The sequence below is a fragment of the Pseudocalidococcus azoricus BACA0444 genome, from assembly GCF_031729055.1.
GTDB lineage: Bacteria > Cyanobacteriota > Cyanobacteriia > Thermosynechococcales > Thermosynechococcaceae > Pseudocalidococcus > Pseudocalidococcus azoricus.
In genome coordinates this window covers 1-21,778 of the sequence record NZ_JAVMIP010000006.1, presented here as the reverse complement: position 1 = coordinate 21,778, position 21,778 = coordinate 1, and the positions used below count along the sequence as shown (strand labels likewise).

The following is a 21,778-nucleotide window of genomic DNA, read 5'->3' as shown; positions in this document are numbered from 1 at the left end:
ATAGCCTTTGTTGCTGAGTTAGCAGAAAATCCATGCCCTATCAACCGGCGCTATTACGAATTTTGCATGGGCTAATCACCGCCTTGGTAATTTTTGCCTTGGTTTCTGGGTTTTGGGTCTATAACACCTACGATCAGCGTTGGGGCCAACTCCCGCTGCCAAACTTAGAGGATATTCAAGGGATCCATGGCACCGGGGCCCTGACGTTTTTGCTTCTCTTACCCCTATTCGTAATCTATAGTTTTCATTGGGGCTATCGGCGTTTAATTCAACCCCAGGCCTGGCAGCAACTCCACAAAATTGGACAACCAAGTAGCTGGGCGGCCCTCCAGAAAATTTTGAATTCGGTCATGTTACTTGCGGCTACGTTTGCGGCCATCACGGGGCGACTGATGCAAGAAGAATGGTTACCCCGGGGTGAACTGAACCATTGGGCCTATGGGGGACATTTGCTGGCCTGGCTCGTGATGCTGGTGGCGTTGATTTTGCACATTGGCCTGGGGATTAAGGTGGGGGGAGTGCCGCTAATTCTGTCCATAGTCCAGATCAAGATTCGCCCCAATGATCGTCTGCAAAGGTGGCTCCAAGGCTGGCGATTAACCCCATCAAGGCTGTTGCTGGCCTGGGAAATTTTGATCATGGGTGGAATTATCGCCGCTTTTATTCTCCCTGTCTTCAGTTCCTAATCTCCAAGGAGCCTTGGCCCAGGAATCCAGGTTAATCTGAACAAAGGTAGAGATCAGCAAGACCTCAGTTCTGCATCCACCAGGCCCCTTAACTCATTGCCCAGCCACCATACCCTATGACCATCTCACCCGCCCATAAAAAAGCCAAAGCCATTGCTCCTGATAGCCGCCGACCCGCTAAGGAACTCTGTAGTGAGTGTGGCCTGTGTGATACCTATTACATCCATTACGTCAAAGAAGCCTGTGCCTTTATCAATCAACAATTTGACAATCTAGAAACCCAAACCCATGGCCGTTCCCGCGATTTAGACAATTGGGATGAATGTTATTTTGGCGTACATGAGGAGATGATCACCGCCCGCAAAACTGAACCAATTCCGGGGGCCCAGTGGACAGGGATTGTCAGTTCCATTGCCATTGCCATGCTCAATCAAGGCTGGGTGGAAGGTGTGGTTTGTGTCCAAAATACCCCAGAGGATCGGTTTCAGCCCCGGCCCGTGATTGCCCGCACCCCAGAGGAGATTCTCGCGGCCCGCGTCAATAAGCCTACCCTGTCCCCTAATCTCTCCGTTCTCGAACAAATTGAACAGTCGGGCTTAAAACGGTTGTTGGTGATTGGGGTGGGTTGCCAGATCCAAGCCTTGCGGGCCGTGGAAGATAAGTTGGGGCTGGAAAAGCTCTATGTGTTAGGAACTCCCTGTGTGGATAATGTGACGCGGGCCGGCCTGCAAAAGTTTTTAGATACCACCAGCCGTTCTCCCGATACTGTGGTTTATTACGAATTTATGCAGGATTTTCGGGTGCATTTTAAGCATGAGGATGGCTCCACAGAAACCGTGCCGTTTTTTGGCTTGAACACCAAGGAACTGAAAGATGTCTTTGCCCCCTCTTGCATGAGTTGTTTTGATTACGTCAATGGCCTGGCGGATTTAGTCGTGGGCTACATGGGCGCGCCCTTTGGTTGGCAGTGGATCACGGTGCGGAATCAAACGGGTCGGGAAATGCTAGAGCTTGTCCAAAATCAATTAGAAACCCAACCAATGATCTCCCAAGGCAATCGCCAGGCCGCGGTGCAGCAAAGTATTCCCGCTTACGACCAGGGGGTGACATTACCGATGTGGGCGGCTAAGTTAATGGGGGTTGTGATCGAGAAAATTGGCCCAAAAGGCTTGGAATATGCTCGCTTTTCCATAGACTCTCACTTCACCCGCAATTATCTATTTGTCAAACGACACTACGCTCAAAAATTAGCTGCCCATGTCCCGGAATTTGCTAAGAAAATTGTCAGTCAATACCGTTTACCCAAGACTTAGGCCATGACGGCGATAGGACGGGGGGGAAGTTGGGCTAAGACAAACTCAATTACTTGGGATAGGCCAGCCCCGGTTTTCAAGTTGGTCATTAAAAAAGGCTTTTGACCCCGCATTTTGTGAGCATCTCGGGCCATGATCTCTAAATCTGCACCAACGTAGGGAGCCAGATCAATTTTGTTAATCACTAAGAGATCCGACTTGGTAATTCCAGGCCCCCCTTTACGGGGAATTTTATCTCCGGCGGCCACATCAATCACATAGAGGGTAATATCCACTAACTCCGGGCTAAAGGTGGCGGCTAAATTATCTCCCCCACTTTCAACAAAAATGATGTCTAGGCCGCTGAGTTTAGTTTCCAGTTCCGCAATCGCAACCAAATTCATTGAGGCATCTTCCCGAATGGCCGTATGGGGACAGCCGCCTGTTTCGACCCCCAGGATTCGTTCTGCCTCAAGGGCCTGATTGCGAACCAGGAAATTTGCATCCTCTTGGGTATAAATATCATTGGTCACAACGGCCAATTCATGGGTCTGACGCAAGGCCTGGCAAAGAGCGGCAACCAGGGCTGTTTTTCCCGAACCGACTGGCCCGGCCACCCCAATTCGCAAAGCATGACTGGACATACACCGCAACTCGCAATAACCTTAGTTACCTATCCTAGCGCGCCTGGCCTGGGAGGTTTGGAGGATTTTACTACTGACTCACACAATAATTGCCTTGGGTGAAATAACCGCTGGGGCAGACTCCCGATTTAATCACGGCGGGTTTAGCCCTTTGATTCCCGACACAATAGTTCCCTTGGGTGACATAGTTGATCGGACAAACCCCCAACTTGGGAATCGCCACTGGAGCTTGCCGGCCGGGGACACAATAATTGCCTTGGGTGGTATAACCAATTGGACACACGCCATTTTTCAGGATTGGGAGAGCTTGCGCCTGCACTGGATTGATGCCGACCGCCAGGCCAAGACTAATCATGACTAAGGTTGATCTCATGGAAAGACTCCCGTTGCGTGCCTAGAGGGCGATACTTGAAGTTTGTTTTCTATTGTGGGCGTTCAAATCATGGATTGGCTATGGGAACTTCCAGAATGTCCGAGCACTAATACCTGGGCCAAGAAAAATTCAGCATGGTTAGAGCATGGGCAAGCGGTTTTTACCCAACAGCAAACGGCCGGGCGGGGGCAATGGGGGCGGGCCTGGTTAGCTCCGGCGGGGGTATTGACGGTGAGTTTTGTCTTAGATGTTCCAGGGGTGGTTCGTCCGGGTTTTACCCTGGGAGTTGGCCTGGGTGTGATCTATGCCGTTGAAGCCCTATGTCCAATTCAGCCGGGAGTTGTGGGTCTCAAATGGCCCAATGATCTCTATGCCAATAATCGCAAACTGGGGGGAATCCTCTGCGAAACGATGCCATTGAACCCAGGAACGCGGGTTATTGTCGGGATTGGTTTAAATCGGGCTGTAGATTTGACCCAGGCCCCGCAACTGTCCCAGGCCATTAGTTTGTCAGAGATTAGTCAGACAGTCCCCGGCCCATATGAACTGCTGGCCAAAATGAGATTTTATCTCCTCCAAGCCCACAGTGTGATGACCAATCAGGGGTTAACGCCATTATTACCAGACTTAAACCGCTACCACATTTTGCAGGGTCAACAAATTTTAATTCAACGGGAGCAAGAGATCGTGAAGGGCAGAGTCACAGGAATTAACGCATCAGGACAGTTGGGCTTACGCTTGGCCTCGGGGGAAACTATTACAATTGCCCAGGGACAGATTACAGAATGGGACTAGGCCTGGTGGGGCTTACGAGGTCGCGAACGCTTAAAAACACTGCCCAAAAAGTCACTCAGGTAATGCCCCATGGCCCCAATTTCTAGGCTAACAAAGCCAATGATCCAGGCCTGGTTATCCTGTTGCCAAGATTTTTCTAGCCAAGCTAACGTAGCCTCCCATTGCCAAGTCCACCAGCCAGTCTCCTGCCCCACCCAACTCAAGCCAAAGCCGATCAAACTCAGCCAGCCAATTAAATAAGCCACCCGTAAGACTGTACCAATAATGGGGCCATGGGATAGCCAAGAGCGATGGGGAATGAACCGTTGATAGGGCCACCAGAGCCAGCGCAGCCAACCCCAGCGTTGATAGGGCTTTGAGAGAATATCTAAATCGGGACTTAAGAAAAAACCACTGACGAGGACACCGACTATGGCCAGTGTGGCTAATTCCCAGCGTTGCCCCCAAACTCCAGCCCCCAGGCCAGCCAAAGGAGATAACACCACTGTGACCCGATCATGAACCCGTCCTGAAGGCATAGCTTGAGACTACCGAGACATCCTTGCTTCAGACATTAGGGGGCAACCAAGATGAATTATGCGATTTAGATGGAAGTTGCGACATGGGGCGGGGCCTGGCAGGAATTTGACCAACTTGCGACTGTCCAATCCTCTCAAGACACCCCCATCCTTGATCAAGTTACCGAGGGAATATGAGCGGTCATCAGACTGAGTCAATTTCGTGGATTGATTTTATATTTCAGCTTGGGTCAATCTCAACGGTTTGATTTTGCAACATTTTTTAATCGAAAATCAACCGATAAATACAACACCGACTTGCCAGGATAGAAAATGAGTATCCAATCTGTTTATTTAATCCGTGTAAGCGTCCTGAGCTTAAATCTTTGGGAAAATCGTCAAAACGCAATGCTTGATCGTGGTTGATTTGTTTGAATATTTTATATTTCAATCATATTTTATTAGAAATGTATATTTTCCTGGAAATTTTAAAACGTATCTTTTAGACTCTATAAGATAACTTTGTTTTGGGTAACAATCTCAAGCATTTTTGTCATCTATTGTGATTCCCCTCCCCGTTCATAAGTCATATAACTTCAAAGGGAAAATAAATGGCAAAGCGATCACTCCAGGCTTCACTCACTGGGATTCAACTCTCAAGAAAGGCCTTTGCCCAAAAAGGTTGGACACAGGAAAATTTGGCATGGGAAGTCGGACTCAAAACCAGGCAACCCATTTGGCGTTTTTTTACCGGACAGCCTGTTGATCGACATATTTTCCGCGAAGTTTGTGAAATTCTTAATCTTGACTGGCGTGAAATTGCCCTCAACCCCCCAGCCGAATTTCCAGATTTATCCAGCCATGGCTCATCCTCGGATCAGGGGTTAGATAGTTTGATCAAACAGGTGCGGGATTGTCGGCATGAGAAGATTCAAGATCAATGTGGCAATTTACAATTACTTGATATTAGTCGTCCGGTTAGTATTGATGATATTTATGTTGATGTCAATATTTTAGAGTCTATTACTAGTCAACAACGATTAAATATCAATATGCTCCAAAGCCTGCCACCACAATCATTTGATCGAGTTGGCTTGGGAACAGTTGAGCAAAGAAAAATCTCTGGCCTGGAAGCTGTCAATACCTATAACAAACTCAGAGTCTTAGGCAAGCCGGGCAGTGGCAAGACCACATTTTTACAACATTTAGCGATTCAGTGTAACTCCGGTGAATTTTTAGCCCATTATGTGCCAATCTTCATTCCTCTGCTGCATTTTTCGGAAGCCGTAACTGGCGATCAAACCCCAAATTTACTCACCTATATTGTCGAGGAATTCCAGGCCAATGGCATGAGTGATGCTGCGATTCCAGAGCTATTACTGAAGGGTGGGCGGGTTTTGCTGTTAATTGATGGACTTGATGAAGTTAAACAGCATCAGAGTGGGGATACATTAAGGGAAATTCGCCGGTTTACGGATAAGTATCATAAAAATCTGTTTATTATTTCCTCCCGCACCGCAGCAGAGCGGCAAAAATTCCGAGGCTTTACGGATGTTGAAATTGCCCCCTTTACCGAAGCCCAAATTACCGCCTTTGCCCAAAAATGGTTTGTTGTCTTTAGTGAAACCACTACCGTCGCGGGCCAGGCTGAAGCTCAAGAATTTATCCGCAAATTAGACTTGCCCCATAATTGGAAGTTTCGCCAACTGATTGTCACACCCTTATTTCTCCATCTGGCTTGTTGGATCTATCGAAGTAAAGGCGGATTTCCGACCCGTAAAACAGATTTTTATAAAGAAGGATTAGATTTACTCCTGGATAAATGGAACGAAGCCAAAGGGATGGATCAGGATGCAATTTATCAGAGTCTAGCCTTACCTCAAAAAGTGAAGATGCTAAGTCGAATTGCCGCCACAACATTTAGTCAGGGACAATACTTCTTTGAGCAGCGGAAACTAGAGCAATATATTGAAGATTTTATTCGGACATTGCCCCAGTTTTCAGACGATAGTGAAGAGTTGCGCCAAGAAAGTGAAGGAGTTCTCAAGTCTATTGAGTCTCAACACGGCATCTTAGTAGAACGGGCCCGGGACATTTTCTCATTTTCCTACTTAGCATTACAGGAATACTTAACGGCTCGCAATATTGTGGCCAGTTACAATATCAATGCCCTCGAAAAAGCATTGCATGGCCTGGTCAGTCATCTCACCGATCCCCATTGGCATAAAATTTTTCTCTTAACTACAATGATGTTACGCAGTGCGGATTCTTTGATGCAGTCCATGAAGCAACAAATTGATAATTTGGTATCAGGAGATCCCTATTTACAGGAATTCTTGGCCTGGGCAAATTCTAAAACACAATCTACTCCTCCTGAACAAAAAGAAGCAACCCGCCGTGCTTTTTACTTGGCCGTGGCTCATGTCCCCCACCTCGCTCCTAACTTTGCCGTAGCCTGTACCTTAGATCAGGGCTTATTACTCGATGTAGCATTAGATAATTTATTGCAGGAATGCGCCATTCAAGAAAGCCCGGATTTTAGGTTTTCGATAGTTTGTAGTAATGTAATTAGTAATATTCTAGGCGTTGTGATTGATGCTAGTTTGAAAAAATCATTAGATCAGCTATCTAGCGAACTTTCTGAACATAATAATAATCAAAAACAATATGAAAAATGGTGGCAAATTCATCACCAGGCCTGGGTTGAACAGCTTAAAAATGCCTTAAGGACACATCGTAACATTCTGCACGAGTGGGATTTTACGCCAGAACAAAAAGAAACCCTCAATAAGTACTATGATGCAAATAAATTATTGGTTGATTGCCTCAATAGTAATTGTGAAGTTACTGCGGCGGTGCGTCAGGAAATTGAATCTACTTTACTCTTAGACCAGGCCGAGTTAGAAGATCGGGAGTGGGAGTAGTCGCAATATTAGATTTTCCGTCGCATGAATAAGTTGTAAATCACGCCAATTAAGACTAAAACTAACAGGATGTGAATCAGACCGCCACCAATATTAATCGTAAAGCCCAATAGCCAAAGGATGAACAGTACAACCACAATTGTCCAAACTAAATCAAACATATTCTTCTTGCCTTTTTTTTAAGATTGAATCAAACTTATTCAACGGTTTTCTTAACCGAGTCTTTAACATTTTCAACCATGTTCCTGGCCTTGCTTTCTACTTGTTTGGCCCGACCAGCAATTTGATCACTGGGATTTCCGGTAATATTGCCCCGAACTTCTTGGAGATGACCTTCAATATTTTTACCAAAGGCTTGCGTCCTACCGGAGGATTTAATCTGATCTTTCACATTTTCAACAATATTACGGGCCTGGCTTTCGGCTTGTTTAGCTTTGCCCATGAGTTGCTCTTGAGGATTACCACTCAAATTTCCGGCTGCTTCTTGAATTTTCCCTTCCAGGTTTTTAGCGGCAGCTTTAGACCGATTTATATTTGCTAGTAACGGTTGATTATTCAGGCTTGAATCTGGCATTGCAGCCCAGGCCCAGGTGTTCGTTTTGCCAAAATCAAACCCAAGCGTCAACATAAACATGGCCGTTAAAAGTATCGTAATTAAAAATCGGCGAAACTGTTGAGGTGAAATCATGATTTTGTTCCTTTTTTCAATGGGTGAATTGGTTATTTATTGATCGTTTATTTCAGATTAAGAATTCTAATTGTAAGCTTGCTTAACCTTGTTTTCCATTCCTTCTAGGGCCTTCTGATCCTGGCGATTGGCTTCTTTGGATTTACCCTGAGGTTGATAATCAGGGTTAGAAATGCTTGTATTAATCGCCGCGCGGGTTTTAGTTTCCATTTGGTTGACTTCATCTGCAGCTTTCTGTTCAACTTTATTGGTTAGCCGCTCAATTCCACTCTTAATGTTAGCCCTGGCCTGATCAATCATGGAGTTAGAGGAGTCTGTTGCCACTACCCAAACAATCGGCTCAGGATTAGATTGTATAGTCAGGGAAGCCGCAAAACTCGGTTGACAGCCAGAAATCAGCACGATTGTTCCCAAGACAATGACTAGAGTGGCAGTTAGAAATGCATTGCGATAACGCTGAGTTAAAAACATGACTAAATCCTCAAAATCAATGATCAGTGTCGAACGTATCGAAAGTCAAAAATTAATTAACCGAATTCCATTTCTGACTTTGGGCTAATCAATTCTTTATTGTTAAGATATTTCAAGTTACAGAGTTAAGTTATGAATTTAAAGTTTTCAATTGCAAAATTTTTATAAAAAGTCATTCCATGAAATAATTAATGCTCACAACAACTAAATCATGGAATGACGTTGAAGACTTTCCGAGTCAATCAAAACTAGTCAACAATTTTCTTAACTTCATCCTTAACATCTTCTACAGTGTTTTGGACTTGAGCTTCTGCCTGCTTAGCCTTACCTTCTATCTGTTGCTTCTGATTACCCGTAACATCTCCAACAGTTTCTTGAATTTTACCCTCAACATTTTTCGCGGCGGCTTTGACTCTATCTTGAAGTCCCATGATTCGCTCCTAAATTACTTGTTGAAGAACAAAGTACCTCGCTAAAATCTCAGCTTGACACTTCCGTATCTGACCTCAATCTAATTTGATGCTGGTGTATTTGAGGGATGATTAGATTTAGTTCAATTTCAATGGTTGAATATGATACAAAACGTCATGAATTTCCAGACTAAAGCTTAATCCCTAGGACTTCTATCAACGGCTCAAAAAATAGTGTGGCCAGTGTATCTGAGCTAACCTGGACTGGGTGACTACTTGAGCCTCTCTAGTTTGAGAAATAAGAAAAGGATTGTAGTCAGTATTTCCAAGGTAGATTGCTCACAACCTGGCCACTGTAGATTGTTAGTAAATTATTAACTATGCCACTTGAGGTTCTTTGGCCTGAATTTGCCCTAAGAGTTCGTGTAGGATTGCCCCTTCAATCACCTCTTTTTCCAGCAGTTTTTTGGAGATGGTTTCCAGCAAGTCCCGATTGGCTTTGAGGATATCCAAGGCAGTGTGATGGGCGGTTTCGACAATTTCTTTCACTTCCCGATCAATGGCCTGGGCCGTTTCTTCACTGACCGAGCGTTGCACCGCACCTTCCCCTAAAAACATGGCCCGTTGTTCTTCAAAGGCCAGGGGGCCAAGAACTTTACTCATCCCATAACTGCGTACCATCCGCTCGGCTAAGTCTGTGGCCCGTTGCAGATCATTAGAGGCTCCGGTGGTAATACTGCCAAAGATAATCTCCTCAGCGGAACGACCCCCTAACAAAGTCGCAATTTGGCCCCGGAGTTCAGCCTCATCCAGTAAAAACCGATCTTCGGTGGGCAGTTGCAAGGTATAACCCAAGGCCGCCATCCCGCGGGGAATAATCGAAATTTTCTCGACTTTACTGCTCCCCGGCATCGCATAGCCGACAATGGCATGACCGACTTCGTGATAGGCAACAATTTCTTTTTCCCGATCACTTAAGACCCGGCTTTTTTTCTCCAAGCCTGCCACCAGTCGTTCAATCGCTTCGGCAAAATCTGCCTGAGCCACCGCTTGACGTTGATTCCGGGCTGCTAAGAGGGCAGCTTCATTGACCAAGTTGGCTAAGTCGGCTCCAGCAAATCCAGGGGTGCGAGTGGCAATGGCATGGAGATCTACATCATCACCGAGTTTCACGGCCTGGGCATGGATTTTCAAAATCGCTTCCCGACCGGACAAATCAGGCCGATCTACGAGGACTTGCCGATCAAACCGGCCGGGGCGCAAGAGGGCGGCATCTAAACTTTCGGGGCGATTGGTGGCAGCTAAAACAATCACCGTGGCGGTATTGGAAAAGCCATCCATTTCCGTCAAAAGTTGGTTGAGGGTTTGCTCCCGTTCATCGTTGCCGCCATAAAACCCATTGCTACTGCGGGATTTACCAATAGCATCAAGTTCATCAATAAAGACAATGCAGGGGGCTTGCTTCTTCGCCTGCTCAAACAGGTCACGCACCCGGGCCGAACCCACACCCACGAATAATTCCACAAACTCCGAGCCAGAGATCGAGAAAAAGGGAACTCCAGCTTCACCCGCGACAGCTTTTGAGAGCAGGGTTTTTCCGGTTCCAGGCGGCCCAACGAGGAGAACACCCTTGGGAATTTTGGCCCCAATGGCTTTATAGCGTTCGGGACTTTTAAGGAAATCAACCACCTCGACCAGTTCGGCTTTGGCTTCTTCGACTCCGGCGACATCATCAAAGGTAATCCGGGGGGCATCCCCTTCTACATAGACTTTGGCTTTACTTTTCCCAATCGAGAGCGCGCCTTGTGGCCCACCGCCACCCGCCCCCCGACTGGCAAAGAACTGAAACACGGCGACAAAAATTAACGGCGGAATGACCCAACCCAATAAGCTGGTAAACCATCCATTTCGAGGCGGTGGTGCGGCGGCAAACTCAACCCCTTTGGACTCTAAAAGTTTCGGGAGTTCGAGATCAAAGATGGGTGTTGTCGAATAAACGGTGGCTGGTGTCTCCCCTTCGGCTTTGGTTTGGTAGCGAATTTCGTTTTGACCGACATAGGCACTGGTGACTTCTCCCTCTTGGACTTGATGAATAAACAGGCTGTAGGGAACGCGGGGAACCCCAGAGCTAAAGATTTGCGGGAAAAAGATGTTGATAAAGAGTAATATGCCCCCAATCAGCAGGAGAATATTGCCGATCAAACGGGAGCGGGAGGGTTGAGGAGAGTTTTTAATCGCCATAGGGTGACTGCCTACTTGCAAAACAACGCATTGGGCTGGATTTTTTTGAAATGGGTCTCTAGTGTGGGTTCAACGCCCCAAGCAATCGCTGATTCCCAATATTTGCATGGTAAGGCCTGGAGGGATTTTCACAAGGGCGGTTATTTCGACATGGCTTGGAGTTGATCGCTGACCCGTCGTAAGACTCCGTTGATGAACCGATGCCCCCCTTCTTCGCTATAGCGTTTGGATAGTTCTACGGCTTCGTTAATGGCGACTTGGACGGGCAGGTTGTGGTAGGTAATTTCAGCAACAGCAATTTCTAGGATGTAGCGGTCTAATTGGGCAATCCGGTCTAACTGCCAATCTACGAGAGCAGCGGTAATGCGTTGGTCAATTTCCTGATGGTTTTTGTAGAGGGTGATTAAGATTTCCACGGCCTGGGCCTGGACTTCTGGTTGATGGGCAAGATAGAGAATTTCCGGGAGTTCAAGGGCAATGCCTAAACGATTGATTGCTTTTTCAGTCAGGCCGATGGCATTTTGGACTGTGGCCTGGGCCTGGGAGAGGGTGGCGGCCTGAAGTTCCCCAGTCAAAAGTGTGGCATGACTTTCTTGAACCGCAGATCCGGCCACTTCTAAAGCTTCTTGGGCTTCACCAGCCAAGGTGCGGATCCCCGTTAAGACCAAGGTTTTATAGTCCTGATTGCTGGGGGGTTGTTTTTGGCGTAAAACTTGGCCAACACTGAGGAGGGCTAATTCGCGGGCAATTCGACGCGGGGATGTCACGGATTCACACTCCTGAAAAATAAAAGGTAAGGGATTAAGAGGGTAAGTTGGTGAGGGCAACCTCAGGCCTGGGGTTAATGGCTGTCCAATTGGGGGTGACAATACCGCCAGAAATAATTAGCTTAAAGGCATCTTCAATGGAAATATCCAGGCCAATGAGTTCCTGTTCTGGAGCAATGGCATACCAGCCGGTGGTGGGATTTGGGGAGGTGGGAATAAACACACTCACCATTGGGCTGGGAAAGGTTTCTGCCAAGGTTCCAGCAATTGCCCCGGTGACAAAGCCGACTGCCCACAGGCCAGGCCGGGGGTACTCGACTAAAACCACCCGCCGAAAGCGATTCCGGGAATCTCGGAGCAAGGTTTCCAATAACTGTTGCAAAACCCGATAAACCGTTCCTGCCAAAGGAATCTTGGTTAAAATCCCTTCTCCCGCTGCTAACAGCCAACGGCCGACAATATTCCGAGCCATCAGGCCAATCAGCAAGATGCCCAACAATGGTACAGCCAGACCCACAAAAAGATTGACACTCTCCAGAATGATTGGATTCCAGGCCGTGAAGGGGTTTAACTGTTTCGGGATGCGAGTCAACCAGCTAATGACCGCGCGGGCAATGGTAAAAGTCAGCCAAATTGTTGTAGCCAGAGGAATAACAACCAAAAACCCAGCAATCAGGTCATTTTTAATCGCTTGCTTAATTCGATGCCACACAGCGAGTTCCATTCCTCTTGAGGTAAATAGTCGGTGTCTCTTGAGCCTGTTCAGCTTCTATCTAGCTTAGAGCAGCCTTACTCTCCCTGCACAACGCAATTCAAAGCGGGTCTCATCGTCTCAGGGGGCACTGAATTAAGGAGGTTGACGAAAGTAGGCATTAAAATCGCTAATCCAGGTAATCTCCCTCCTGTCCATGGCAATCGTCAATTATTGAGGATAGAGAGGAGCTAAAGTCCCAAACCATAGACTAAGACTAACCCGCAGCAAACCCACAACCCAGGATGAACACAGTTTAGTATCTGCTGAAGTTAATCTATTATCTAAGCCGATGTTTAGACATCATTTTAGGCAGAGATGGGTGGTCAGTACACAGGTTTTTAACAGTATGACCGATGAAAAGAGCATTAATAGGGCTATTTCCGGCGGGATTATTTGGCTGACTGGATTGAGTGGTTCAGGAAAATCAACGATTGCCACTCATCTCTGCAAAACCTTAATCCAGGCCAATCTCAAGGTGGAAATCTTAGATGGAGACCAGATTAGAACCTGGCTATCTCCCGGCCTGGGTTTTACAAAAGCTGACCGAGATTTGAATGTGCAACGGGTGGGGATAGTAGCAAACTTACTCAGTCGCAATGGAATTCTCGTGATTGTGGCGATGATCAGTCCCTACCGTGCAATTCGCAACCACCTCAAAGCAACTACCCATAATTTTGTTGAGATCTTCATCAATGCGCCCTTAGAAGTGTGTGAAATGAGAGACCCTAAGGGTTTATACGCCCAAGCCAGAGCCGGAGATATGCAGGGATTTACAGGTATGAACGATCCCTATGAAATTCCCTTACAGCCGGATTTAATCTGTCATACGGCGGATGAAACTATTGCGGAATCTGTCTCTAAAATCATACAAACGCTTTCTGATAGGAGTCTTATTCCTAATTTGGATCACCAATAAGCTTCATAAATTTTGTTGGTTATTGTAATTAATTTAATGTATCTTGTTGCCAGGTTGTTTTAGCTCATTCACCATAGGTTTCTATGTCAACCGATTCACAGATAGCACCTGCATCAAGTTCTCCAGAATCTCCTTTAGAACTAACAGCATCACGGCAGTTTTTCGATTGGTTATCCTCTGAAGTGATTAGTCTTGTCTTTAGCACTTATCAAGCCAACAAACTCTTCTTTATTGGTCAGAGCCAATCACAACGACTCTCAATCTTTGAACGAACTTTTCAGCGGTGTATGGGGCTTTGGGCCACTCCCGACACAATCTACCTCAGCACTCTCTATCAGATTTGGCGATTAGAAAACTCCCTAGCTCCCGGAGAAACCTATAAGGACTATGATCGCCTCTATATTCCCCAACTGGCCTTTACCACTGGCGATTTAGATACCCATGATGTGGCCCTGGATCGAGAGGGACAAATCACCTTTGTCAGTACCCTCTTTAGTTGCCTAGCTACCACCAGTCCTACCCACAGTTTTAGGCCCCTATGGAAACCGAACTTTATTTCTAAACTGGCGGCGGAAGATCGCTGTCACCTTAATGGCCTGGCGATGAAAGAGGGGCAACCGGCCTATGTCACCGCAGTCAGTCAAAGCGATATCCATGATGGTTGGCGACAGTTTCGTTACGATGGGGGCCTGGTGATTGATGTTCAGACCCAGGAGATTGTTGGGCAAGGACTCTCAATGCCCCATTCCCCCCGCTGGTACCAAGGTCGGCTCTGGTTGTTAAATTCGGGTCGGGGTGAGTTTGGCTATTTGGATGGGTCAAGGTTTCAATCGGTTTGTTTTTGTCCTGGCTATTTACGGGGCCTGGCTTTTTGTAATGACTACGCTATTGTTGGTTTATCTAAGCCCCGAGAGAAGTCTTTCGCAGGGTTGCCATTGGATGAACGATTGGCAGAATTAAAGACGGAGGCCCGCTGTGGGCTTTGTGTGGTGGATTTAAAGCGGGGTGATATTGTGCATTGGCTCCATTTAGATGGGGTGATTACAGAGCTTTATGATGTTGCGGTTTTACCGGGGGTCAGACGACCCATGGCCTTAGGATTTGCGACTGATGAAATACGCCGGGTGTTAACCATTGAGCCTACTTGAATTTTTAGTGAGTCAACCAAAATACACTATATAAATTAGTGTTAAAACTACCAGCATTGAGGAACCGATTAAGGTTTCCATGCGTCTTTGACGTAGTTAGCCAGGATATTTATTTATTGGAGGTTATGAAAACGTCAAAATAATTAAGTATGAACCTGATAAATTTTCGATAACCTAGAAATACTAGAACCTGGCTGTTCAACTACTCATGGTTTCCCAGTAAAATCTATCCTGACTTAGATTTAGATATCTTCTCGCTTTGCCTTTACTGTTCCCTAGGAATACCCGATGAATCCCTACGCATCTTATGCCACAACCGCCGTTGATATTGCAGGCACAAATCACATCATCTGGGAAAACAACGGCCAACTGATTCATGCGATCTACGATCAAAATTCTGGCACTTGGGATCAAGCCAAGTCCATTACCAATGCCCAAGGGGGGAAGAATCTCAAGCTCCTCGCTGCCCCAATCATCCCCTACGGTGAAAATGAATTTGCCCCAGGCCTGATGGCATTTTGGGAAAAAGGAATTGGGAATGCTAGGGAAATTTATGCCGTTGTCGGTCGTTACGATGCCAGTGGCGCAGTCATTTGGTCAGAGGCAGTTCAAATTACCCAAGATGGGGTTGCTGATCAAGGTACTGATGTTACCTTCAGTGGCGATGGCGGCATTGAACTGGTTTATCAAAAGGTACTTGGTCTAGACCCCCGGAATCCTGAATATGCCCTGGATCCATTGCAGATGGGCACGGATGCAGCAAATCCCAATCGCGATGATTCGGATCTCTATCGGAGTGCGCTGTCTATTGATCTAGATAGTGAAACTGGTCAGACTTCCCTTTTATTTTCCAGTGGACAGACAATCCCGCTGACCTTTCCCAACTCATCTCGGGAAATGGCAATTTACTATCCCTTGGGTTCAGGTGTTCAAGGACTTAGCTCTGAAACTAGCCCAACTCTCTCAGAGCAGTCATTTCCCGCTGGTATCAGCCGCTCCTTTAACTTAAATCTATCCTTATCCCACAAGTTTCTAAATCTAAAAGTACCCTTCTTAGCCGAAACAACTACTGTCGGCCTGACTCTTGATAGCAACATTGAGATGAGTCGGAATCAGCAGTATCTCGAGGCCAGTTTAGCTGCGGCAATTAACAAATACTCAAGGGAAGACGGAAAGAAGAAAGCTGACACTGGGATTTCATTCTCCAATCAAGCACGAAAGGGTAGTTTGATTAGTCTTGGCGGTTGGGGAGTCAGAGATATTGGGATCGATTCAACAGGACGAATTAATTATCAAGCCCAAACCGGGCAATTGGCCGGACTACAACGCTCCTTTGATATTTATTTAGATCTTTATAAGAGCTATCAAGTAAATCTCGGCACGAAGAATATCAATCTTGGCCAAATGCAAGCGGAGGCAGATCTTTTTCTGGGATTGGGTGTTGCTTATACCTTTACCGACCCCAAAAACAATACTAACCCCCCATTTGCCTATTACCTACCTAATTGGGCCCTAAAAGCCATAGATAACCCAAGTTCTGGGGGGCCAGAAACAGCTTACCTAATGTCCACTGTTCCTGCTTACTCCAAACTTTCAAAAGTGGAGCGGGCAGCGATTGGTGAAGTCGGCAAGCTCGACCCAGGCCCAATTTTAATCTCCGCCTTTGACATCAGTATGCCCCCCTGGCCCTGGCCTGCCAAGGAAGAGTATCAGCAGTTTGGGTATGGTTTTCAGCTTCCTCTGGATTTAACCCTGACTGGCACTGTCGGGATTCTGAAAAATGTCTTCAAAGCCCAAAGTATCGCTACCGCTGGTCTAGATTTTGACTTAGAAGTAGATCCCGATCTGCAATTTACAATTCCGTGGCAAGTTGGGATTCAAGTTGACTTACAGGCAGCAATTTTTAAGTGGAGCTGGAGCTGGGGGACTAGCGGTACCTTCCTGAATCCTGCTCCTGGCTCTGCCTCATCCACAACCAACTCATTTAATCCCAACAACTTGGCCAGTGGTCTGATACCCCTCAATGGCAGCGTTACAGTCAGCTACAACCCCTATACTGGCAGCACAAATAACTATCAAAATTCATTTTCCAGTGTCACCAACCCCAATCAAATTGCACCCTCATCGACCTATCAAATTCGGGATATTACCCTCAGCAGCGGCGGCTCTCAGTATCTCAATGGCCGTAACGGCAGCTTTCAAATTGCCCTCACCGCTCTAGGGGTTAGTGATCCAGCCTTAGTCAATGTGTATGTCAATCAAGGAGTCATTTCTGGTTTCACAGTGGTGGATCCGGGAAGTGGCTACAGCACGAATCAAGTCCTATCCCTTGATACATTTCTTAACTCTAGTGGCGGGTCTGGAGCAACCGCAGAGATCACAGTCACCGTTACTGATACCACAACTAATACGGGCCGCCTGGGACAAGTGACTGTTACCAATGGGGGATCAGGTTATCTAGGCGGTAAATCAGGCATATTTGTGGTCTCGCCAACCCAGTCCACTACTCCTTCAGCGCAATCCTTTTTGCCAGGCCTGTTGTCTGTAACCGTGACCAATGGTGTAATTACGGCTGTCAATGTCCTCAGTGGGGGTTCAGGGTATCAGCCTGGCCAGGTCTCAGTTGACTTTAGTCAAAATGGGGGCGGTGGTACTGGGGGTTCAGCCACAGCAACGTTGACAAGCAATCAGGTGCAAAATGTTGTCAATGATGGGCCCCCTAGCATTAGCTCCATCACCCAAACACTAGGGGACACGGTTCTGACTGCTACCACCATGGCCTGGGTAGCCGATGGCAGTAATGACCAAGTTCCCCTGACTAATCTTTCCCAAAATTCTGTCCCCACTTCCCGAGTTCAAGCGGCTGTACTCTCTGGTTCTGACTGGGGAGCCCCCGAATCTATTCCGAATGAGGGTTCCCGCGGCTTTAATTTTGATCCAGCCATTGGTTATTACTTAAATGGTTCAAGTCCCAGTCGTCTTTTGGTCTGGGCCCATGCGGATGGTAGCAGCCTCAACTCTCAAAGCAGTAGTAGTGAGATTACCCAAGCTCTATTGAGTACAGACATCTACTACTCCTATGCCGATAGTGGCAATAGCTGGCAAACCCCGATCCTCCTAACTCAAAATTCAGGCAGTGATACCAAAGTTACATTAGGCCCAGGCCCCACCGATAATGAGTTAGTTGCTGCCTGGGTGAATACCTCAGATACCACTGGTCAAACAATTTATACAGCTATCTTTAATGGACTCACACAGCAGTGGTCAAGCCCCGTAGCCATTCCCAACAGTGGCCTGGCCACAAGCCAGAGCATTGACAGCCTCGAAGTGGGTGAGCTTCAAGGGAGTCCCGCAATTTTCTGGAGCGATGCCACCGATCCTGGTTATGCCTACAGCGTGATCAAGGATAAACCCGATCTTTATTTTCGTTTAGATGAGCGTAATGGGGCTGTAGTGGCGACCAACGGTTCAACTGGTGGCCAACGGAGTAATGCTGTCTATGTTGGGACTGTGAGCTATGGCCAACCCGGCGCGCTCTTAGCAGCCAACGGCAGCGGCGACCCCAATACCAGTGTCGGCTTTAATGGACAGGGGTATATTCTCGTCCCAGGCACCGATACACAGTCCTCCCTGGGGGATTTTAGTGTTGAGTTCTGGGTTAATGCTAATGACTTAAGTCCCAATCAAAGCTTAGTGGATCAAGGGGGTTACAATCTTGATGCTGTTCTGCCCACTGCAACAATTTCTCTCTCAGTTACTAAGACACCAACCCAAGATGAACAGGGTAATTGGGGCTTTGCTTACGCTGTGGCAGTGCTACCAACTACAGCAATTACCGTTAACAATCCAGGATCGGGGCTCTCTTCCTTTAACCTAGATTTTGACCTGGCAGGCCTTCTGCCTAACAGAGTTTTAACCCTTCCCGATGATACTCAAGTCGCTCTCGCTGGTGTGCCTCAATTAGACCTAGATATTCAAGCACAGGTCTTGGCTGGCATTACCCCAGGCCCGGTTACGCAAATTCTAGGCACAACCTTTGTTATCGATCCGGCCGCGCAAGGGCAAACCAGTACCACCAGTACCCTTAACCAAGGACTCACCTTTACCCAGACTCCAGGCTGGTATGTCCGGACTGGCTCCAATAACTCCATTGTGTTTAATGCAGGTGGTGGAGAAATTGTCGCAGATTCCCTTTCGCCCCAGGCCTGGTACTACGTTGTTGCCACCTATGATGCCAATAGCCAAGTTGCTTCTCTCTACATCAATGGGGAGTTAAAGAAACAACAGCAGGGAAGTCGATTTGCTCCCAGTTCAGTGCCCTTAGTACTGGGTTACAACTTTAGTGGTCAACTCGATGAGGTGGCGTACTATAACGGTTTGCTTACTCCCAATACCAATGTTGGGACAACCAATAACCTCGGGCAAGTGGACAGCTTAACCTTCAACAGTGTTGGCCAAATCACCAACCACTACAACAACCGCTATTCCAGTCCTAATGCCGCTACAGATGCCACTTTTTATAGTGTTTATGATGCCGCTTCCGGGACTTGGGGAACCCCCAGCCAATTTTCAACGGAAGCCGCCGATCGGCCCACATCTCCTCTTTTAGAACGCTCACCCGTTGTCGATATTGTCTCCAATTCCTTCCAACTCATGCCTGATGGCCAGCCTGATAGCCGGGTACGCATCCAAGTACCTGAAACGATTGCCCCTGGCACCACCATTACCGGCATAAAAATCCTAAAAGTTGTCTCATCCGATAACACCGCGAATTGGACAGTAGGGAATGCCCCCGATCCGGGCTGGGCGATTGGAGTCATCGTTAATGGTCAGTTGATCAATCCTCTGAATCCAAGTACTGACTTTAGCTATACCGTGATGTCAGAAAATCCTACTCTGGATTTATACTTTCAAGATTCGTCGTTTGAAAGTGACCTGCTTCCGGGGCAAACCGTTAATGTCATCTTTTATACCTCAACCAACAGTGGCGAGAGTACGCCGACGATTCCTATTCCTACGACAATTCCTATTACTGCAACGATTATTCCTAACCCCAGTAGCACAATTGCCCAAGCCACAGAAGCAGGGAAAGAACAAATCGCCATTGGTACCATTCTAGAAAATGAAGTCACGAACCTGAATCAGGTAGATAGTGGTGCTATTTTAAACGTTCCCAATAATGCGGGAACTGCGGTTGCAGCGGGTCACTTTATGTTGTCTAACTCCGTGGGCACCAATCTAGCAAATGCCATTGTCGTTTCGCAGTCGAGTGCTGATGCAGGTAGAGGGATTGTTTGGGTATTACCCGCTGGCAGTAATGACATCATTGAGGCTAATAACGTCAATGAACTATCCACAACCACAGTTCCTCAAGATGGGGTTCTGATTAAACATTCCAACCCTGATGGCAGTACCAGCTTTCCCCCACAAATTGGCACTGTCTTAGCTGTTGGTGATGTTGACGGGGATGGAGTTGATGATCTCATAATTGGTGCCTCCCAGGCCAATAATGCCAACGGTGATAAATCCGGTAATGTTTACATTATTTCTGGTACAAGTATTACCCCCAACCAGACCATTGATTTAGCGAATAATCCAGGGGTGACTCTGATTGGGCAAGAGGGAAGCCAGTCCGGATTCTCGATTGCGATAGGTGATGTCAATGGCGATGGCATTGATGATATTGTCGTTGGCGCCCCCTATGCCAGCTACACCATTAATAACAAGAATGAAGCAGTGGGGGCAGTGTATCTTGTTCTCGGTAACAAGAAGTTCTTTGATGACACTAGCACTAACCCTAACACCGTCAACTTAGACTCTGACAATGTCATCCTCACAGGTACATCAGGCAGTCATACAGACCAATACATTCAGAATAAAACTTGGACAAGTCAGGTCGGTTTTTCAGTGGCCGTGTCAAGCCCGAAGCCAACCCCGCCATTTTTTGATTTTGCCTCTCCTCTATCTGTTAATGGAGATCGCTTTGCCGATATTATTATCGGGGCTCCGAATTATCGTCAAGATGTAGAGTTTAATGGGGATGGTGTCAACCAGAACGCAACCGGAACCCAAGCCCAGAATTATTCAACCACTTTAACAACGGTGCCAAGTACGGGTAGAGGTGCTTCCTACTCTAAGAATTTGCAGACTGGTCGTGCTTATATTGTTTTTGGTAGCCAAAACCCCACTTACAACCTCTCCGAAAACAGTCTTACTGGCAGTAATGGCATTATTCTTGATGGCGCTCCAATTCTAAACAGCGATGCCCAACTGGGATATGCCGTGAGTACAGGGGGAGATGTCAATGGAGATGGCTTTGATGATGTTGTTTTCGGTGCTCCTGAAGGAAACGATGCCACAGGATTAAGTTTTATCTTACAAGGGAGATCCAAAAATAATCCCTTCAATAAAACAACCTATGTCCTTAGTCGGGAGGCAGACTTAATCCTCGGCGGTAGTAGTACATTTGCCAAGCTTGGTAAAACCCTGAATTTATCCGGAGATTTAAATGGAGACGGGTTAGCAGATTTAGTTTTAGGGTCTCCCAACTCCGAATACAGTACCGGGGAAGCCTTTATTGTTTTTGGTTCAGATAATATATTTAACGGGAGCACCCCAACCTATCAAAGTCTCCAACCGGGGGCTGCTGCTGGGGTGATGAAGCTGAGTGGTGGCATTGCAGGGGGACTGGCAGCAGGTGCGCTGTTTTCTGGAAGTAACCTGAACGATCAAGATGCCAATGGCAAAATCTACGACAGTCTGGTCGTGGCTTCCCCCTATAGTGGTCAGGTGTATGTGGTCTATGGCCATGAGTGGCTGGCAGACGACGGTAACCTTAAATTAACCAATCTTGCGGGGAATAATGGCTTAATCATTGACGGCAGCGATCTCAGTAATACTTTTGCACAACAGGAACTTGATGGACTCAGCCACAGTAGCCCATCCATGACGAACGATGGTGATGACACGCTCTTTATTACAGTTCGGGGTACCAATGGGACGGACTATGTAGCATCTAGCACCAATGGCGGGCAAAGCTGGGGTGGATTTAATCCGTTGCCACCTGGTGAAGAAACAGATGACTATTTCCCTTCAATCGCTTTCTATGATGGTGTGCTTTACAGCATTTTTCATGACTAGTTGGCACAGTAGCAACAGTGGGTAAAATAATT

The 21,778-nt window shown here is 47.0% G+C and carries 17 protein-coding genes; 7 read left to right on the top strand and 10 right to left on the bottom strand.

The window, feature by feature from the left end:
- Positions 1–32: 32 nt before the first annotated feature.
- Positions 33–686, top strand: a complete 654-nt coding sequence (locus RIF25_RS07850; protein WP_322877998.1) for a cytochrome b/b6 domain-containing protein — start codon at positions 33–35, stop codon at positions 684–686.
- 116 nt (positions 687–802) lie between these two features.
- Positions 803–1,999 carry a Coenzyme F420 hydrogenase/dehydrogenase, beta subunit C-terminal domain gene (locus RIF25_RS07845; RefSeq protein ID WP_322877997.1) on the top strand — a complete coding sequence of 399 codons (1,197 nt, stop codon included), beginning with the start codon at positions 803–805 and terminating at the stop codon, positions 1,997–1,999.
- On the opposite strand, the gene ureG is transcribed toward RIF25_RS07845, so the two are convergent.
- On the bottom strand, positions 1,996–2,622 hold the full coding sequence (ureG, locus tag RIF25_RS07840; RefSeq protein ID WP_322877996.1) for an urease accessory protein UreG: 627 nt from the start codon (positions 2,620–2,622) through the stop codon (positions 1,996–1,998). The two genes, RIF25_RS07845 and ureG, sit on opposite strands and share 4 nt — an antisense overlap.
- 70 nt (positions 2,623–2,692) lie before the next feature.
- Positions 2,693–2,995 carry a hypothetical protein gene (locus tag RIF25_RS07835; RefSeq protein WP_322877995.1) on the bottom strand — a complete coding sequence of 101 codons (303 nt, stop codon included), beginning with the start codon at positions 2,993–2,995 and terminating at the stop codon, positions 2,693–2,695.
- Between the two features lie 69 nt (positions 2,996–3,064).
- Here RIF25_RS07835 and RIF25_RS07830 point away from each other — a divergent pair, with 69 nt between their 5' ends.
- Entirely contained in the window at positions 3,065–3,790 is a 726-nt protein-coding gene (locus RIF25_RS07830; protein ID WP_322877994.1) for a biotin--[acetyl-CoA-carboxylase] ligase, read from the top strand.
- On the opposite strand, the gene RIF25_RS07825 is transcribed toward RIF25_RS07830, so the two are convergent.
- Positions 3,787–4,308, bottom strand: coding sequence for a metal-binding protein (locus tag RIF25_RS07825; protein ID WP_322877993.1), 522 nt, complete (start codon positions 4,306–4,308; stop codon positions 3,787–3,789). The two genes, RIF25_RS07830 and RIF25_RS07825, sit on opposite strands and share 4 nt — an antisense overlap.
- A gap of 590 nt (positions 4,309–4,898) precedes the next feature.
- Here RIF25_RS07825 and RIF25_RS07820 point away from each other — a divergent pair.
- On the top strand, positions 4,899–7,211 hold the full coding sequence (locus tag RIF25_RS07820; RefSeq protein WP_322877992.1) for an NACHT domain-containing protein: 2,313 nt from the start codon (positions 4,899–4,901) through the stop codon (positions 7,209–7,211).
- Between the two features lie 8 nt (positions 7,212–7,219).
- On the opposite strand, the gene RIF25_RS07815 is transcribed toward RIF25_RS07820, so the two are convergent.
- The 7 genes from RIF25_RS07815 to RIF25_RS07785 form a co-directional block, all read right to left on the bottom strand.
- Entirely contained in the window at positions 7,220–7,372 is a 153-nt protein-coding gene (locus tag RIF25_RS07815) for a lmo0937 family membrane protein (RefSeq protein ID WP_015122875.1), read from the bottom strand.
- A 35-nt stretch (positions 7,373–7,407) separates the two neighbouring features.
- A complete protein-coding gene (locus RIF25_RS07810) occupies positions 7,408–7,899 on the bottom strand; it encodes a CsbD family protein (protein WP_322877991.1) in 492 nt (163 codons plus the stop codon).
- A gap of 66 nt (positions 7,900–7,965) precedes the next feature.
- Positions 7,966–8,370 carry a hypothetical protein gene (locus RIF25_RS07805; protein WP_322877990.1) on the bottom strand — a complete coding sequence of 135 codons (405 nt, stop codon included), beginning with the start codon at positions 8,368–8,370 and terminating at the stop codon, positions 7,966–7,968.
- A gap of 248 nt (positions 8,371–8,618) precedes the next feature.
- Positions 8,619–8,801, bottom strand: coding sequence for a CsbD family protein (locus RIF25_RS07800; RefSeq protein WP_015122872.1), 183 nt, complete (start codon positions 8,799–8,801; stop codon positions 8,619–8,621).
- A 357-nt stretch (positions 8,802–9,158) separates the two neighbouring features.
- On the bottom strand, positions 9,159–11,021 hold the full coding sequence (ftsH4, locus tag RIF25_RS07795; protein WP_322877989.1) for an ATP-dependent zinc metalloprotease FtsH4: 1,863 nt from the start codon (positions 11,019–11,021) through the stop codon (positions 9,159–9,161).
- A 140-nt stretch (positions 11,022–11,161) separates the two neighbouring features.
- A complete protein-coding gene (gene nusB, locus RIF25_RS07790; protein WP_322877988.1) occupies positions 11,162–11,788 on the bottom strand; it encodes a transcription antitermination factor NusB in 627 nt (208 codons plus the stop codon).
- Positions 11,789–11,822: 34 nt separating this feature from the next.
- Positions 11,823–12,512: a DUF502 domain-containing protein gene (locus RIF25_RS07785; protein ID WP_322877987.1), complete on the bottom strand. Its 690-nt coding sequence runs from the start codon at positions 12,510–12,512 to the stop codon at positions 11,823–11,825.
- A gap of 376 nt (positions 12,513–12,888) precedes the next feature.
- Between RIF25_RS07785 and cysC the strand changes: the two genes are divergently transcribed.
- The 3 genes from cysC to RIF25_RS07770 all read left to right on the top strand — a co-directional run bounded on the left by cysC (position 12,889) and on the right by RIF25_RS07770 (position 21,746).
- Positions 12,889–13,458, top strand: coding sequence for an adenylyl-sulfate kinase (gene cysC / locus RIF25_RS07780; RefSeq protein WP_407682368.1), 570 nt, complete (start codon positions 12,889–12,891; stop codon positions 13,456–13,458).
- An 83-nt stretch (positions 13,459–13,541) separates the two neighbouring features.
- Positions 13,542–14,606 carry a TIGR03032 family protein gene (locus RIF25_RS07775; protein WP_322877985.1) on the top strand — a complete coding sequence of 355 codons (1,065 nt, stop codon included), beginning with the start codon at positions 13,542–13,544 and terminating at the stop codon, positions 14,604–14,606.
- Positions 14,607–14,894: 288 nt separating this feature from the next.
- Positions 14,895–21,746, top strand: coding sequence for an FG-GAP-like repeat-containing protein (locus RIF25_RS07770; RefSeq protein WP_322877984.1), 6,852 nt, complete (start codon positions 14,895–14,897; stop codon positions 21,744–21,746).
- Positions 21,747–21,778 lie beyond the last annotated feature (32 nt).

What these genes read in the sequence shown, in the direction of transcription:
- RIF25_RS07825 (WP_322877993.1), bottom strand. Translation starts at nt 4,308, where the DNA reads ATGCCTTCAGGACGGGTTCATGATCGGGTCACAGTGGTGTTATCTCCT.
- ftsH4 (WP_322877989.1), bottom strand. Translation starts at nt 11,021, where the DNA reads ATGGCGATTAAAAACTCTCCTCAACCCTCCCGCTCCCGTTTGATCGGC.
- RIF25_RS07775 (WP_322877985.1), top strand. Translation starts at nt 13,542, where the DNA reads ATGTCAACCGATTCACAGATAGCACCTGCATCAAGTTCTCCAGAATCT.
- RIF25_RS07785 (WP_322877987.1), bottom strand. Translation starts at nt 12,512, where the DNA reads ATGGAACTCGCTGTGTGGCATCGAATTAAGCAAGCGATTAAAAATGAC.
- RIF25_RS07815 (WP_015122875.1), bottom strand. Translation starts at nt 7,372, where the DNA reads ATGTTTGATTTAGTTTGGACAATTGTGGTTGTACTGTTCATCCTTTGG.
- RIF25_RS07845 (WP_322877997.1), top strand. Translation starts at nt 803, where the DNA reads ATGACCATCTCACCCGCCCATAAAAAAGCCAAAGCCATTGCTCCTGAT.
- RIF25_RS07830 (WP_322877994.1), top strand. Translation starts at nt 3,065, where the DNA reads ATGGATTGGCTATGGGAACTTCCAGAATGTCCGAGCACTAATACCTGG.
- RIF25_RS07810 (WP_322877991.1), bottom strand. Translation starts at nt 7,899, where the DNA reads ATGATTTCACCTCAACAGTTTCGCCGATTTTTAATTACGATACTTTTA.
- ureG (WP_322877996.1), bottom strand. Translation starts at nt 2,622, where the DNA reads ATGTCCAGTCATGCTTTGCGAATTGGGGTGGCCGGGCCAGTCGGTTCG.
- RIF25_RS07820 (WP_322877992.1), top strand. Translation starts at nt 4,899, where the DNA reads ATGGCAAAGCGATCACTCCAGGCTTCACTCACTGGGATTCAACTCTCA.
- RIF25_RS07850 (WP_322877998.1), top strand. Translation starts at nt 33, where the DNA reads ATGCCCTATCAACCGGCGCTATTACGAATTTTGCATGGGCTAATCACC.
- RIF25_RS07770 (WP_322877984.1), top strand. Translation starts at nt 14,895, where the DNA reads ATGAATCCCTACGCATCTTATGCCACAACCGCCGTTGATATTGCAGGC.
- cysC (WP_407682368.1), top strand. Translation starts at nt 12,889, where the DNA reads ATGACCGATGAAAAGAGCATTAATAGGGCTATTTCCGGCGGGATTATT.
- RIF25_RS07800 (WP_015122872.1), bottom strand. Translation starts at nt 8,801, where the DNA reads ATGGGACTTCAAGATAGAGTCAAAGCCGCCGCGAAAAATGTTGAGGGT.
- RIF25_RS07835 (WP_322877995.1), bottom strand. Translation starts at nt 2,995, where the DNA reads ATGAGATCAACCTTAGTCATGATTAGTCTTGGCCTGGCGGTCGGCATC.
- RIF25_RS07805 (WP_322877990.1), bottom strand. Translation starts at nt 8,370, where the DNA reads ATGTTTTTAACTCAGCGTTATCGCAATGCATTTCTAACTGCCACTCTA.